Raw genomic sequence first — 13,992 nt, 5'->3', positions numbered from 1 at the left:
AGCCCCAATCGCGTGGGTGGTTGCGTCATCACCGCTGGCCCGGGGCTTGCGCTCGGTCGGCTCGCTTCGCATCGCCCTTGTTTGAATGGGTTGCTCGCCTTCGGCATCGCTTGATCCAAAGACATGTTCGCTGGGCATGCGAGTCGAACGCACGCAGATATTTGGCGCACATGCCCTCGTGCGGGGCGTCGCCGCGCGGTGTCCGTGGCACGGCCGGGGTGTGCGTGCCTCGTGGCTGGTGCTGGGCGGGTGGAGCGGTAGGTCGCGTTCGCGCCAGATCCCCATTGGCGCGAACGCGACCTGCTGGCCTAGGCGAGTGAGTCGCGCCAGGCCGTGTGCAGGGCCGCGAAACGGCCCCGCTCACCGATCAGCTCCTCTGGGGAGCCGTCTTCCACCACAATGCCACCATCCAGGACCAGTACGCGGTCTGCGATCAGGACCGTGGACAGGCGGTGGGCGATGATGAACGCCGTTCGATCTGCCAGGACTGTTTCCAGGGCGGCTTGCACGGCGCGTTCGGTGGGTACGTCCAGGGACGATGTTGCCTCATCCAGGACGAGTACGGCTGGGTTTGCCAGGAAGGCGCGCGCGAAGGCGACCATTTGCCGCTGGCCTGCCGACAAACGGCCGCCTCGTTTGCGGACGTCCGTGTCGTAGCCGTCGGGCAGGGCGGCGATGAACTCGTGCGCGCCCACCTCGGCGGCTGCTGCCTCGATCTCGGCTCGGGAGGCGGAGGGCTTGCCCAAGGCGATGTTGTCGGCCACCGAGCCCGAGAACAGGAAGTTCTCCTGGGTCACCATGACGACGGCCCGGCGCAGGTCCGTGTCCGCCACGGAGCGAAGATCCACGCCGTCCAGCAGCACGGAGCCCGAGGTCGGGTCGTAGAAGCGCGACACCAGCTTGGCCAGTGTGGTCTTGCCGGCGCCGGTGGCGCCGACCAGAGCCACGGTCTGCCCCGCCGGCACGTCCAGGCTGAAAAGGGGAAGCACCTGCCGGGACGTGGCGGGGTACTGGAACTCCACCTCGGAGAACCGGATCGCGCCCCTCGCGTGCGGCAGGGCCACGGGCGACGACGGTTCGGGGACCGACGGTTCCTCCTCCAGGACGCCCGAGATCTTCTCCAGGGCGGCGGTGGCGGAGGAGTACGAGTTCGCGAACATCGCCAGCTCGTCGAACGGGTCGTAGAAGCGGCGCAGGTACACCGTGAAGGCGGTCAGCACGCCCAGTTCCAGGGAGCCGCCCGCCACTCGGTAGGCGCCCCAGGCGAGGACGATGGCCAGCGAGATGTTGCCGATCATGCGGATCGTCGCGACGAAGGTGGCCATGACGCCCAGGGCGTCCACGTTCGCGTCGCGGAACTGGGCGTTGAAGCCCGTCATGATGGCTTCGTTGCGCGGCTGGCGGCGGAACGCCTGGACCGCGCGGATGCCGTTCATCGACTCGACGAACTGGACGATGATCTTCGCGATGGCGCCGCGCGTGCCCCGGTAGGCCTCCATCGAGCGGCGGCGGAACCAGCGCCAGATGAAGTAGAGCGGCACGAAGCCCGCCACCACGACGGACGCCAGCGGCATGTCCAGCCACAGCAGGATGATCGCGATGCCGCCCACCGACAGCAGGGCGTTGAACAGGCTGTCCAGGCCCTCTTCCACCAGGTCCTGCAACGCGTCGACGTCGCTGGTCAGCCTGGCGATGACCTTGCCGGACGTGTACGACTCGTGGAAGCCGACGGACAGGCGCTGCGAGTGCCGGAAGATCCGTCCGCGCAGGTCCAGGAGCATGTCCTGGCCCACGCGGCCGGAGATGCGCAGGAACGCCCAGCGCAGGAACGTCGTCACGCCCGCGCAGGCCGCGTAGCCCGCCACGCACCACAGCAGCACGGACGCGTCACCGCGCATCGCCGCCGGGATGCCCTTGTCGATCGCGGCGGCGATCAGCAGCGGCAGTGCGAGGTTCGCGAGGTTGCCGCCGATCACCGACCCGACCGCCAGCGACGCACGAGCGATGTGCGGGCGCACCAACGACCCCAGCAGCCGCCGGGACCGGGCCTGCAGGCGCAGGCCGGTCGAAACCGAGATCTCGGAGATCTCCTCGGCGGCGACGCCGCGCCATTCTTCTTCCTGAGCCTGGGCAACTACCTGGTCACTCACGACGCCACCTCCTCTTCCACGATCTCCTCACTGTCCATACTGGACAGCAGTCGTCGGTATTCCTCGTTGTCCTCCAACAACTTCCGGTGCGAGCCGATCGCGGTGATCTTGCCGTCGACCAGCATCGCCACGCGGTCGGCGAGCTGCACGGTCGACGACCGGTGCGCCACCACGAGCGCCGTCACGCCGCGCAACACCCTGCGCAGCGCGGCTTCCACCTCGGCCTCGGTGTGGACGTCGAGCGCCGACAGCGGGTCGTCCAGCACCAGCACCGCCGGCCTGCCGACGACCGCGCGGGCGAGCGCCAGCCGTTGCCGCTGACCACCGGACAGCGACAGGCCCTGCTCGCCGATGCGGGTCGCGAGGCCCCACGGCAGCGCGTCCACGAACTCCTCTGCCCTGGCCACCCGCAACGCCTCGCGCACGGCCGACTCGGAGACGTCCGGCACGCCCAGGCCCACGTTCTCGGTGACCGACGCGGAGAACAGCACCGGTTCCTCGAACGCCGTGCCGACCACGGTCCGAAGGTCCTCCAGGGACAGATCCCGCACGTCGACGCCGTCGATCGTGATCCGGCCGCCGGTCACGTCGGCCAGCCGCGGCACCAGCGCGGTCAGCGTCGTCTTGCCGGAGCCGGTCGCACCGACCAGCGCCACCGTCTCACCGGGACGCAGGTCGAGATCGACGCCCTTGAGCACCTCGTTGCCGTCCTCGAACGCGAACCGCACGCCCTCGAAACGAACGTGCCCGCGCAGCGGCACGGGCAGCGGCACGGGCGAGGCGGGGCTGGTGATCGTCACGGGGGAGTCGATGACCTCCCAGTAGCGTTCCAGCGCGGCGGCACTCATGTTCGTCTCCGCCAGCAGCCAGCCGATGGAGTCGATCGGCCAGCGCAGGTACGCGCTCACCGCGACGGCCGCCACCAGCGTGCCGACCGTCATCGAGCCGTTGACGATGCCGATCGCGCCGACGCCGAGCATGCCCGCGATCGAGAGCTCCGGCAGCACGATCAGCACCGACCACAACGCGGCCAGGATCGAGATCTTGTTCAGCTCGGTCGACCGCAGCTCCCGCGCCTGCGCCAGGAACCGGTTCGTCAGCTCCGGCCCGCGCCCGAACGCCTTGAGCACCCGGATGCCGAGCACCGACTCCTCGACGATCGTGGTCAGGTCGCCCGCCTGGTCCTGAGCCCTGCGCGCGATGACCTTGAACTTCGCCTCGAACAGGTACGAGATGACGATCAACGGCAGCGCGCCGCACAGCGAGACGACGAGCAGCGCCGGCGAGAGCGACGCGATGATGCCCATCCCGACCACCACGACCAGGCTGTTCACCAGCAGGAAGATCATCCCGAACGCGACGAAGCGCCGCACCGTCGTCAGGTCGTTGGTGCCGCGCGACAGCAGCTGGCCGGACTGCCAGCGGTCGTGGAACGCCACCGGCAGCCGCTGAAGGCGCTGGTAGAGGTCGAGCCGCATGCGCGCCTCGACCTGGGCCGCCGGCCGTGCGACGACCTTGCGGCGGATGTAGAAGAGCACGGCCTCGCCGATGCCGAGCACCAGGACACCGATGATCAGCCACGGCAGCGCCGCGGTTTCCTTGTGCTGGATCGGACCGTCGACGATGCGCTGCGTCAGCAGCGGGATGCCGAGACCGCACAGCATCGCGAGCATCGTCGCCGACAGCACGACAGCCATCCGTGCGCGGTGCGGCCGCACGTACGGCCACAACCTCCGCAAGGTCCGGATTGTCGAGTTACGTTGATCGCTCACGCGGTGAGCCCCCTCCAGGTCCTCTCCAAAGTACGAAGGAGGACCGACAGTCAGCATCCGGTTTTTCTCCCCACCGGAGCCTGCTGTCTCGACTTAGGTCGAGGTCAAGGGCACGATGACCACCATGACGCGGTTTCTGCGAACCGAGCAGACGATGGCGTTTCCACACGGACGGCTCATCGCGTCACGCGATGGAGCGAACTTCGTGCTGGCCCCGGACGGCTGGGACCACCTGGCCGGACCGAAGCCGCGGCACGCCACGTACGTCTCCCGCGAGGAGGCGGAGGACTGGTGCGAACGCGAGGGCTGGGACCTGCATCTCCTCGACGAGTTGCCTACGACCTCTTGAACGTGAAGAGCCCCACGAGCCCGTAGGCGACGGCCGCGAGCAGGGCCTCGGCGTGGTGCCGGTTCGAGAACCACCCGAGGAACGGTTCGTGCACCTTGAAGTAGAGCCCGAGCCCCAGCACGATCGGCCCGAGCAGGATGATCGGCCACACCGGCCGTACCCTGAAGATCCACAGGATCGGCCCGGCCAGCACCAGCGACGACACCAGCGCGAGCGGCAGCCCGATCAGCACGAGCAGCAGGAACGCCGACATGGACGTGCTGTCGAGCCACGTCTTCAGGAAGCCCGACTCGTACGCCCAGGTCCACCCGAGCACGAGTGCCGCCCCCACGGCCATCGACAGGACGACCCGGAACAGCAACCGGCGCCCGGTCCTACCCGTCTTGCCCGCTGTGCTCTGTTCGGTCACGCCGACCACGGTAACCACCGGTCACCACGGCAGCCAAGGCATACCCACCGGCAGCCGCGCTAGCGACCAGGAACGTCCCGGCATCCTCCGGCAACTCGACCCGCACGAACCGCAAAGCGAAGATGCCGATCATCAGCAACACCACCGCGGCCGCCGTCCCCGCAACGGCCGTCGGCCAGGCGGGGGAGTACCGCACGAGGCGCAGCAGCCCCCACCCCACGAGACCCCAGACGACCACCAGCGCGGGCACGATCAGCAGCACCAGGCTGATCACGCACGTCCACCCGCTGTCGCGGCACAGGAACTGGCTGGACGGCTCCAGCGACCAGAACCACCCGGCGCCGCACAACGCCCCCACCATCGCCGCCGTTGCCGCCCTCATGCGCACGATCATGTCGGGTCGCCGGTGTCCTCGCCATGAGGAGAACTGCTCGACAGGCTCCTCACCTCCGCCTGAACAGGGTGAACACCAGACACACGAGCAGGCACAAGAAGAACGCCCAGCCGGCCACGTGGAACAGCGGCGTCAGGTCCGGCGCGAAGCTGATGCACGGGTCGCCCTTCATCTGGCACTTCGGCAGGGCGAGGTTCATCGCGCACCGACCTGCAGGATCCGCCGCCACTCGAACCCGGTGACCACGCCTGCCAGCGCGAAGGCGCCCGCGGGCAGGTAGAAGATGCTGTCCAGCTCCCAGACCCTGGGGATGACCACGAAGGGGATCGCGGACAACACCATCGCCGGCCCGACGACCGACCACGGCCGAGGCTGGCGCTGCAGCTTCAGCAGTCCGACGTACACCAGCGCCGTCACGCTCAGGCCGCAGAGGAGCACCACGCAGCCCGCCACGTCCGCCGAGCTGAGGTCGTCGTCGGTGCAGGTCTCACCCCAGCCGCAGTAGCTCCAGGCCGCCATCAGCGCCGCCATGAAGGTCACCCAGGTGCCCAGGTAGCCGACGAACGCGCCGGTGATCGCACGCATCACCACGTCCGCGCCCGCCCCACGGTCAAGGCGGCCACCAGGTAGGCGACCCCAGCCGTGACCACCTCGGCCTCCATCAGGAAGAGGGCGCTCTCGTCGTGGTACATCTCCAGGAACATGGCCTTGAACCAGACGACGCCCACGATCAGCACGACCCACAGCCCGCTGCCCACCCCGGTCGCCGACCACGACCGTTCCGCGCGTGCCATCCGGAAGCCCGCGTGGAGCAGCCCGCCCGCGACGAGCATCCAGAACACGAAGACCAACGCGTAGACCAGCGGGTACGAGTCACCGCATCCCGTGTGACCAGCCGGGGGGTAGCAGTACCAGGTCCATCCTTCGAGCGTCGCCGCGAACCCGCCGCCCGCGAGCAGCCCGGCGCACACCCCCACAACACCGCGCAAAACCATGCGGCAAGAACTACCTGATCAAGCCCTCACGTGGCCCGATCTGCACAAACCCTCCACAGCACCTTCACCGCGTGAGCACCGCGGTCAGCGCGTAGAGCAAGGCGAACACCAGAAAGGCGAGATACGGCAGTCCCAGCGCGAAGAAGATCATCGCGAGGACCGCCATGAGGGTCGCGGGCACGGCGACCCAGGCCGGCCGCGACACACCCAGCGACCGCAGCGCGAACCACCCCAGAAACGCGGCGACCGCGGTGAAGACCGGCATGGTCTTCACCGCGGCGCCGAGACAGCCCCAGTCCTCGAACGAGCAGACCGCTCCCGAGGCGATGAGTTCGAACACTCCCCACCAAGCCAGCCCGAGGAGTGCACCCACTCCGGCAGCCAGCGCGACACGGCGTCCCACTGCGCGTCTACCCGGGCGTCAATCAGCGGTTCGACCGCACGCCCAGTAAAACGTCCTCCCACGAAGGGACGATGGGGTGGTTCTTCTTCCCCCGCTTGGGAGGAGGGTCCTTGCGCACCGGCTTCTCCGCGGCGGGCTCTTCCTTCGTCGCAGGAGGAGCAGCCGGTGGTGGTGAGGCAGGCGCGGGCTCCGGCTCTGGCAGCTTCTCCTGAACCGGCACCGGCGCCGGCTTCTCCGCCACGACCGGAGCCGGAGCGGGAGCTGGAGCGGGCGGCGGAGCCTGAGCCGGCACCGGCACGGGCTCTTCCGCGACGGGAGGAGCCACGACCGGAGCCGCCTCCAGCGCCTGACGCGCCAGCTGCGTCACCGGCCGCACCGTGCGCAGCGTCCGGTTCGGGTTCGGGTCCATCAGGTCGACCGCGCCGTCGTCCAGCGCCGTCACCGTGCCGCCCTGCGCACCCGGGTGGAAGTGCCAGTGCGCACGGTTGTCCGAGCGCCCGGTCTTCCAGTGCAGCTGCACGATCCAGCGGCCGTCGTCGCCGCGCCACGCGTCCCACGAGGTGTCGGAGAGGTCGTGCCCGCGCAGGCCGAACGAGTGCGCGACGACCTCGCCGAGCGTCTGCACGTCGGGCCCGTCCTCGCGAACCGGGTGCGCGCGCTGGGCCAGGTCGGCCGTGCGCGAACGCTCCAGGAGCACGGGGTAGGCGAAGCGCTCGATGCGGTGCGTCGGCATGCCCGCGGCGGCCGCGACCTGCTCGATCGACTCGCCGGCGCGGATGCGGGCCTGGATCTCCCGCGGCCGCATGAGTGCCTCACCCGACTCGATCTGCATCTGGCCGAGGCGCGCGAGGTCACCGCGCAGGGCCGCCCGAAGGCGCTCGTCAGCGGGGAGCGTGAAGCGCTCGCCGCGGTTTTCGGGGTCCTCGAGGATGACGGACTTGCCGTCCTCGTCGAGCCCGATGACTCGCAGCGCTCGCATCGTGGCCTCCCTGAATTTGCACCTCGCCAGCAGACAACGTTAGGACAACGAGGCACCCAAAGCTTGGAGACTCGCCGATATCTCTACGTGATCTTGCCAGTTCACGCGGGCTGTCGCACGCCCGTTTCCGGAAGGTTCACCTGGACCACCAGGCCTCCTCCCCCGTTCGGACGAGCTTTGGCCGCTCCTTGATGAGCCCTCGCCACCGACTGCACGATCGACAGACCCAGGCCAGATCCCGCGGTCCCGGTGCGGTCGCGCAGCCGTCGAAACGGTTCGAACAAGCCCGGCACGGCCTCCGCCGGCACAGTCGGTCCTGTGTTGGAGACCACGAGTTCCCGATCAAGGCGGACCGACACGGTTCCGCCGGGTTTGTTGTAGAGCACGGCGTTGCGCAGCAGGTTGCCGATGAGCTGAGCGAGCAGCACGGGATCGCCCTCGACCAGGTACGGCCGGGTCGACACGTCGAAGGTGACTTCCTTGGAAACCGCCAGCGACCCGCACGACTCGACCTCGTCGTCGATGATCTCGTCCAGCCAGACGAGCTCGCGCGTGGCCAGTCCGCGATCACTGCGTGCGAGCAGCAGCAACCCGTCGATGAGCTTCTCGCTTCGCTCGTTCGTGTCGAGCAGGTGCGCTCCGAGACGGCGCATGTCGTCCGTCGCGTCCGGCGCGGCCAGAGCCACCTCGATCAACGTCCGCTGCACCGCGAGCGGGGTGCGCAGCTCGTGCGATGCGTTCGCGACGAACCGCTTCTGGCTGTCGAACGACGACGCGAGCCGGTCGAGCATCCCGTCGAACGTGTCCGCGAGCTCCTTCAGCTCGTCCGGCGGCCCGTCCAGCTCGATCCGGTGGTCCAGCCGTTCCGCTTCCAGCCGGTTCGCGGTCGAGGTGATCGAGTGCAACGGCTCCAGCACCCGGCCGGCCACCACCCAGCCGAGCCACACCGCGATGATCGCCGCCACCACCAGGGCGATGGCCGACTGCCACAGGACAGTGCTCATCACATCCGTTTTGACCTGGGCGGGGCTGAACACGAGCGTGTCCGCGGGCAGCTGCGCGGCCTCGACCGCCGTGAAGCCGCCGTAGACGTCCAGCTGCTCCGCGGGGGCCGTCGTCCGCGCGACCGCCACCCCGTCGCTGAGCGGTGAGAAGTCGGCGAGCAGCCAGTAGTTGAGGCCGATCAGCGCGATCCCGGCGATCAGGAACACCCCGGCGTACCAGGCCGTCAGCCTGGTCCTCAGCTTCACGAGCCGAACCGGTAGCCGGCACCGGGCACGGTCTCGATGACCTGCGGCGCGCCCAGCTTGCGGCGCAGCGTCATCACCGCCACCCGCACGGCGTTGGTGAACGGGTCCGCGTGCTCGTCCCAGGCCTTCTCCAGCAACTCCTCGGCGCTCACCACGTTGCCCTCCGCCCGCATCAGCACCTCCAGCACGGCGAACTCCTTCGGCGAGAGCGGCAGGAACTTCCCGTCCCGCGTCGCCTGGTGCCGCGGCAGGTCCAGCGTCACCCCAGCCCGTTCGAGCACCGGCGGCAAGGCCGGACGAGCCCGGCGACCCAGCGCCTGTACCCGCGCCACCAGCTCGGCGAACGCGAACGGCTTGGTCAGGTAGTCGTCGGCACCGAGCCCGAGCCCGGCCACCCGATCGTCCACTTCTGCCGCCGCCGTCAGCATCAGCACCCGTGCCTCGCCACCGGTCGCATGCACTGCCTTGCACACCTCGTCACCGTGGACGAACGGCAAGTCCCGGTCGAGCACCACGACGTCGTACGCGTGCACCCCTACCCGCTCCAACGCCGCTTCGCCGTCGTAGCAGACGTCGACCGCCATCGAGTACCTGCGCAGTCCCTCGGCGATCGTGTCCGCGAGCAGCTGTTCGTCCTCGACCACCAGCACACGCATGGCACCTATTTTCCGCGTCGCCGAGATAAGCGCCGGATAAAGGCTTTCGCTTAACGCCGTCGAATGACGATCTCCGTAGACCTGTCACCGTGAAATCCACCATCGCAGTGCTGCTGGCCCTGCTCATGGCGCTCACCGCCTGCGGGTCCAAAGAGCAGCCGAACGACGCCGGCCAGGACAAGAAGGGCGACCCGATCAAGCTCGCCCAGTGCATGCGGGAGCACGGCATCAACATGCCGGATCCGAAGGAGGGCGAAGGCGGCGGCTTCGTGTTCGAGGCCGCGCCGGGCGACGGCGAAAACGCCGCGCCCGACATGGAGAAGATGAACGCCGCGCACGAGGCCTGCAAGCAGTACATGGAGAACGGCGGCGAGTACAAGCCACCGTCGCCCGAGGAACAGGACAAGATCCGTCAGCAGGCGAAGTGCATGCGGGACAAGGGTTACAACTGGCCCGACCCGAAGTTCGAGGGCGGCGGCATGGCCGAGTCGATCGAGCTGCCGGACATGGAGGACGACAAGGTCAAGCAGGACATGAAGGACTGCGGCATGGAGGGCTTCGCCACCTCGCGGAGGGCCGGATGAGACGCCGCGTGAACAGGAAGTTCCTCATCGCCGCCCTCGTCGCCGCGGTGGTGCTCGGCACCGGTGGGGTCGTGGTGCTCACGAGAATCGCGTCGAACCAGGCCAACGCCGCGCCGTTGCAGAACGACCCGGCGAAGACCGCGCCGGTGAAGAAGACGAACCTGGCCGACCAGCAGTCGATGACCGGCCAGCTCGGCTTCGGCGCGGAACGAGGCCTGGCGTCGCGGAAAAGTGGCACCATCACCGGGCTGCCGAAACAGGGTGACGTCATCGAGCAGGGCAAACCGGTGTTCTGGGCGGATGCCAAGCCTGTGCCGCTGTTCTACGGCCAGATGCCGCTCTACCGCGATCTGGAAGCGGGCATGTCGAACGGCCCCGACGTCAAAGAAGTCGAGGAGAACCTCGCCGCCTTGGGGTACAAGGACTTCGGCACCCCCGACGAGAAGTTCACCTCCTACACGGCCTCCGCGCTGAAGAAGTGGCAGAAGGCGAACGGCCTGGAGCAGAACGGAAAGCTCGGCCAGGGTGACGTGATCATCCAGCCCGGCGCGATCCGCGTGTCGTCGATCGCCGCCCAGCTCGGCGCACCCGCAGGCGGCGACCTGATGAAGGTCACCGGCACCGAACGAGCGGTGACCGTCGAACTGGAGCAGTCCAAGCAACGCCTCGCGAAGCAGGGCGAGAAGGTCGAGCTGTCGATCACCGGCGGCAAGCCCACCACGGGCACCATCACCGGCATCACCCGCACCGCGGGCGACTCGAACCAGGGCCAGAAGCCCAAGATCGTGCTGACGATCGCCGTCGACGACCCCAAGGCCGTAGAGGGCGTCGACACCGGCAGCGTCAACGCCCTGTTCACGGTGAGCAAGAAGGAGAACGTGCTCGCGGTCCCGGTCGGTGCGCTGCTCGCGTTGAAGGAAGGCGGCTACGGCGTCGTCACCGAGGACGGTAGGACAATCCCGGTCACGGTCGGGATCTTCGCCAAGGGACAGGTCGAGGTGAAGGGCGACGGCCTGCGCGAGGGCCTGAAGGTGGTGACCACCGAGTGATCACCGTCGACCACGCGAGCCGCACGTATCCCGGTGGCGTGCAGGCGTTGCGCGACGTCTCCCTGACCGTCGGGGGCGGCGAGATGCTCGCGATCGTCGGCCCGTCCGGCTCGGGGAAGTCGACGCTGCTGCACCTCATGGGCACGCTCGACAAGCCGACCACCGGCAAGGTCGAGATCGACGGCAACGACATCTCCACCTTGTCCGACAACGCCTTGTCGGCACTGCGGGCGCGCACGATCGGGTTCGTGTTCCAGCAGTTCTTCCTCACAGAAGGCCTGTCCGCGATCGAGAACGTGGCGTCCGGGCTCGTCTACGCCGGGGTGCCGCGCTCGAAACGGCGTGCTCTCGCGATGTCCGCTTTGGACAGAGTCGGGTTGCTGCATCGTGCGCTGCACAAGCCGCACGAGCTGTCCGGTGGTGAACGTCAACGCGTCGCGATCGCACGTGCCGTGGTGAACACGCCGGGGATCCTGCTGGCGGACGAGCCGACCGGAAACCTGGACACGCAGAACGGCGCGGGCGTGCTGGAGTTGTTGGAGAGCCTCAACTCCGACGGCACGACGGTCGTGCTCATCACGCACGACCGGGACATCGCGGCGTGGGCGCCACGACGCGTCGAGGTGCGGGACGGAGTGATTGTGTGATCGACTTGCTGCGTCTCGGCTTCTTCGGCATGCGGACCCGCCCGATCCGCGCCGTCCTGTCCGCACTGGGCATCGCGATCGGCATCGCCGCGGTGGTGGCGGTGGTCGGCATTCCGGCCTCCAGCGCCGCCGCGTTGAAGGAGAAGATGTCCAAGCTGGGCACCAACCTCCTGACCGCGGCACCCGGCCAGGACTTCCTCGGCCAGGACGCGAAGCTGCCGGAGACCGCGGTGCCGATGGCCAAGCGGATCGGCGCGGTGTCGGCCGCGAGCGCCACCGGCAAGATCTCCGCGAACGTGCGCAAGAACGACCTCGTGCCGTCGAGCGACACACTCGGGCTTCAGGTGCAGGCCGCGGAGAAGGACCTGTTGAAGGTGCTGAACGCCGAGGTCCGCGCCGGCCGGTGGCTGTCGCCGGGCGAGAAGTCGGTGGTGCTCGGGGGCACCGCGGCTTCGCGTCTGGGCGTCGACAAGCCGGGTGTGCAGCTGTGGATCGACGGCCAGTGGTTCACCGTGGTCGGCATTCTCGGGCCGTTGCCGCTGTCGCCGGAGATCGACAGGTCCGCGCTGATCGGCTGGGAGGCGGCGAAGGAGGCGTTCGGGTTCGAGGGCAACGCCAACACCGTCTACGTGCGCACGACCGAGACCGAGGTCGAGAACGTCCGCCAGTTGCTCGGTCCGACGCTGAACCCGCAGAAGTCCAACGAGGTCAAGGTTTCCAGGCCGTCCGAGGCCCTGGAAGCCCAGCAGTTGGCGGAGAGCTCCTACAACGCGCTGTTCCTGGGATTGGGCGGAGTCGCGTTGTTGGTAGGAGGCGTCGGCGTGGCGAACACGATGGTGATCTCGGTGCTGGAACGGCGCAGGGAGATCGGTCTGCGGCGGGCGCTCGGGGCGACCCGGCGGCAGATCAGGTGGCAGTTCCTCACCGAGTCGGTGTTGCTGTCCGGCCTCGGCGGGCTGGTCGGCGTGATCGTCGGAATCGCGGTCACGGCCGGATATTCGATCAGTCAGCAATGGCCCGCGGCACTGCCGTGGCCGGCCCTGCTCGGGGGAGTGGGCTCGGCGATCATCATCGGCGCCATCGCCGGCGTTTACCCGGCGGTGCGGGCGGCACGTCAGTCGCCGACCGAAGCGCTTGCCTGAAAGCCCTGGGGTGCACCGAGAACTCGTTCGGTGCACCCCAGGTGCGCTTCTCTACAGCTGGCCGACGACCCAGTCGATCGCCTGCGTGAGGATCGTGATGTCGTTCGGCTCGACGGCCGGGAACATCGCGACGCGCAGCTGGTTCTTGCCGAGCTTGCGGTACGGCTCGACGTCGACGATGCCGTTGGCGCGCAACACCTTCGCCACGACGGCCGCGTCCACGTCGTCGGAGAAGTTGATCGTGCCGACGACCTGCGAGCGGTCAGCGGCCTTCTCCACGTACGGCGTGGTGTAGGCGGTCTTCTCAGCCCACGAGTACAGGCGGTCGCTGCTGTCCTTCGTGCGCGCGACCGACCAGTCCAGGCCACCGTTGCCGTTGATCCAGTCGATCTGGTGCGCCAGCAGGAAGAGCGTGGCGACCGACGGCGTGTTGTACGTCTGGTCCTTGGTCGAGTTGTCGAGCGCGGTCGGCAGCGACAGGAACTCCGGCACCCAGCGGTCCTTGAGCTCCTCGACGCGGGCCAGCGCGGCGGGCGACATCAGCGCGAGCCACAGGCCGCCGTCGCTCGCGAACGACTTCTGCGGCGCGAAGTAGTAGACGTCGAAGTCCTCGGCCTTGACCGGCAGGCCGCCGGCACCGGACGTGGCGTCGATCGCGATCAGCGCGTCGCCGGAACCCTCGATGCGGGTGACGGGCATCGCCACACCGGTCGAGGTCTCGTTCTGCGCCCAGCCCACCAGGTCGGCGCCCTCGGCGTAGAAGAGCTCGGGCGCGGTGCCCGGCTCGGCCTTGGTGACCAGCGAGTCCTTCAGGAACGGCGCGGTCTGCGTGACCTTGGCGAACTTGCTCGAGAACTCGCCGTTGGTGAAGTGCTGAGCGGTCTCGCGAACCAGGCCGAAGGAGGCCGCGTCCCAGAACGCCGTGGTGCCGCCGTTGCCCAGCACGACCTCGTAGCCGTCCGGGAGCTGGAAGAGCTCGCGCAGTCCGGAGCGGACGCGGCCGACGAGGTTCTTGACGGGCTTCTGCCGGTGCGAGGTGCCGAGCAGCGCGGCACCCTCGGACGCGAGGGCCGCAACGGCCTCGGGACGCACCTTGGACGGTCCGCAGCCGAAGCGGCCGTCGGACGGCTTGAGCTCGGCGGGAAGCACCAACGAGGTCGGATCGGCGGTCTGGGTCATGTGGTCACGCCTCCGGGGCGATCGGACTTGAAGT

17 protein-coding genes are annotated in these 13,992 nt (G+C 68.6%); 5 read left to right on the top strand and 12 right to left on the bottom strand.

The genetic code is table 11. The features are described from left to right. Nucleotides 1-308: 308 nt before the first annotated feature. Together UK23_RS37075 and UK23_RS37070 are read right to left on the bottom strand one after the other, a co-directional pair. Nucleotides 309-2,150, bottom strand: a complete 1,842-nt coding sequence (locus UK23_RS37075; protein ID WP_045316435.1) for an ABC transporter ATP-binding protein — start codon at nucleotides 2,148-2,150, stop codon at nucleotides 309-311. Continuing rightward, a complete protein-coding gene (locus UK23_RS37070; protein WP_231114841.1) occupies nucleotides 2,147-3,889 on the bottom strand; it encodes an ABC transporter ATP-binding protein in 1,743 nt (580 codons plus the stop codon). Before UK23_RS37070 ends, UK23_RS37075 begins: the two co-directional genes overlap by 4 nt. Before the next feature lie 157 nt (nucleotides 3,890-4,046). Between UK23_RS37070 and UK23_RS37065 the strand changes: the two genes are divergently transcribed. After that, nucleotides 4,047-4,271, top strand: a complete 225-nt coding sequence (locus UK23_RS37065) for a hypothetical protein (RefSeq protein ID WP_231114840.1) — start codon at nucleotides 4,047-4,049, stop codon at nucleotides 4,269-4,271. On the opposite strand, the gene UK23_RS37060 is transcribed toward UK23_RS37065, so the two are convergent. The 9 genes from UK23_RS37060 to UK23_RS37025 form a co-directional block, all read right to left on the bottom strand. Continuing rightward, complete coding sequence (locus UK23_RS37060) at nucleotides 4,258-4,680, bottom strand: hypothetical protein (protein ID WP_156213670.1); 423 nt, start codon at nucleotides 4,678-4,680, stop codon at nucleotides 4,258-4,260. The genes UK23_RS37065 and UK23_RS37060 overlap by 14 nt on opposite strands. Next, nucleotides 4,646-5,062, bottom strand: a complete 417-nt coding sequence (locus tag UK23_RS37055; RefSeq protein ID WP_156213669.1) for a hypothetical protein — start codon at nucleotides 5,060-5,062, stop codon at nucleotides 4,646-4,648. The genes UK23_RS37060 and UK23_RS37055 overlap by 35 nt, the downstream gene beginning before the upstream one ends. 61 nt (nucleotides 5,063-5,123) lie before the next feature. Further along, nucleotides 5,124-5,273 (bottom strand): hypothetical protein, encoded by a 150-nt coding sequence (locus tag UK23_RS52195; protein ID WP_156213668.1) that lies wholly within the window; start codon nucleotides 5,271-5,273, stop codon nucleotides 5,124-5,126. Next, nucleotides 5,270-5,659: a hypothetical protein gene (locus UK23_RS37050; RefSeq protein WP_156213667.1), complete on the bottom strand. Its 390-nt coding sequence runs from the start codon at nucleotides 5,657-5,659 to the stop codon at nucleotides 5,270-5,272. Before UK23_RS37050 ends, UK23_RS52195 begins: the two co-directional genes overlap by 4 nt. Beyond that, complete coding sequence (locus UK23_RS37045; protein ID WP_156213666.1) at nucleotides 5,659-6,069, bottom strand: hypothetical protein; 411 nt, start codon at nucleotides 6,067-6,069, stop codon at nucleotides 5,659-5,661. The genes UK23_RS37050 and UK23_RS37045 overlap by 1 nt, the downstream gene beginning before the upstream one ends. Before the next feature lie 64 nt (nucleotides 6,070-6,133). Further along, nucleotides 6,134-6,472, bottom strand: coding sequence for a hypothetical protein (locus UK23_RS37040; protein ID WP_045316430.1), 339 nt, complete (start codon nucleotides 6,470-6,472; stop codon nucleotides 6,134-6,136). Nucleotides 6,473-6,494: 22 nt separating this feature from the next. Beyond that, nucleotides 6,495-7,451 carry a septation protein SepH gene (sepH, locus tag UK23_RS37035; RefSeq protein ID WP_045316429.1) on the bottom strand — a complete coding sequence of 319 codons (957 nt, stop codon included), beginning with the start codon at nucleotides 7,449-7,451 and terminating at the stop codon, nucleotides 6,495-6,497. A gap of 101 nt (nucleotides 7,452-7,552) precedes the next feature. After that, nucleotides 7,553-8,701, bottom strand: coding sequence for a sensor histidine kinase (locus UK23_RS37030; protein ID WP_045316428.1), 1,149 nt, complete (start codon nucleotides 8,699-8,701; stop codon nucleotides 7,553-7,555). Continuing rightward, the gene (locus UK23_RS37025; RefSeq protein WP_045316427.1) at nucleotides 8,698-9,357 is read right to left on the bottom strand and encodes a response regulator transcription factor; all 660 of its coding nucleotides are present in this window, start codon (nucleotides 9,355-9,357) and stop codon (nucleotides 8,698-8,700) included. The genes UK23_RS37030 and UK23_RS37025 overlap by 4 nt, the downstream gene beginning before the upstream one ends. A gap of 89 nt (nucleotides 9,358-9,446) precedes the next feature. On the opposite strand from UK23_RS37025, the gene UK23_RS37020 reads away from it, so the two are divergent. The 4 genes from UK23_RS37020 to UK23_RS37005 are packed head-to-tail and all read left to right on the top strand — an operon-like array spanning nucleotide 9,447 to nucleotide 12,779. Then, entirely contained in the window at nucleotides 9,447-9,941 is a 495-nt protein-coding gene (locus UK23_RS37020) for a hypothetical protein (RefSeq protein WP_045316426.1), read from the top strand. After that, nucleotides 9,938-10,990, top strand: coding sequence for a peptidoglycan-binding domain-containing protein (locus tag UK23_RS37015; RefSeq protein ID WP_045316425.1), 1,053 nt, complete (start codon nucleotides 9,938-9,940; stop codon nucleotides 10,988-10,990). Before UK23_RS37020 ends, UK23_RS37015 begins: the two co-directional genes overlap by 4 nt. Further along, nucleotides 10,987-11,637 (top strand): ABC transporter ATP-binding protein, encoded by a 651-nt coding sequence (locus tag UK23_RS37010; protein ID WP_045316424.1) that lies wholly within the window; start codon nucleotides 10,987-10,989, stop codon nucleotides 11,635-11,637. Before UK23_RS37015 ends, UK23_RS37010 begins: the two co-directional genes overlap by 4 nt. Nucleotides 11,638-11,666: 29 nt before the next feature. Then, nucleotides 11,667-12,779 carry an ABC transporter permease gene (locus UK23_RS37005; protein ID WP_082115281.1) on the top strand — a complete coding sequence of 371 codons (1,113 nt, stop codon included), beginning with the start codon at nucleotides 11,667-11,669 and terminating at the stop codon, nucleotides 12,777-12,779. Nucleotides 12,780-12,830: 51 nt separating this feature from the next. Here UK23_RS37005 and serC read toward each other — a convergent pair whose 3' ends face one another. Further along, a complete protein-coding gene (gene serC, locus UK23_RS37000; RefSeq protein ID WP_045316422.1) occupies nucleotides 12,831-13,958 on the bottom strand; it encodes a phosphoserine transaminase in 1,128 nt (375 codons plus the stop codon). Nucleotides 13,959-13,992 lie beyond the last annotated feature (34 nt).

The sequence above is a fragment of the Lentzea aerocolonigenes genome (assembly GCF_000955955.1).
GTDB classification, from domain to species: Bacteria; Actinomycetota; Actinomycetes; order Mycobacteriales; family Pseudonocardiaceae; genus Lentzea; species Lentzea aerocolonigenes_A.
This window is presented reverse-complemented; position numbering and strand designations above follow the sequence as displayed.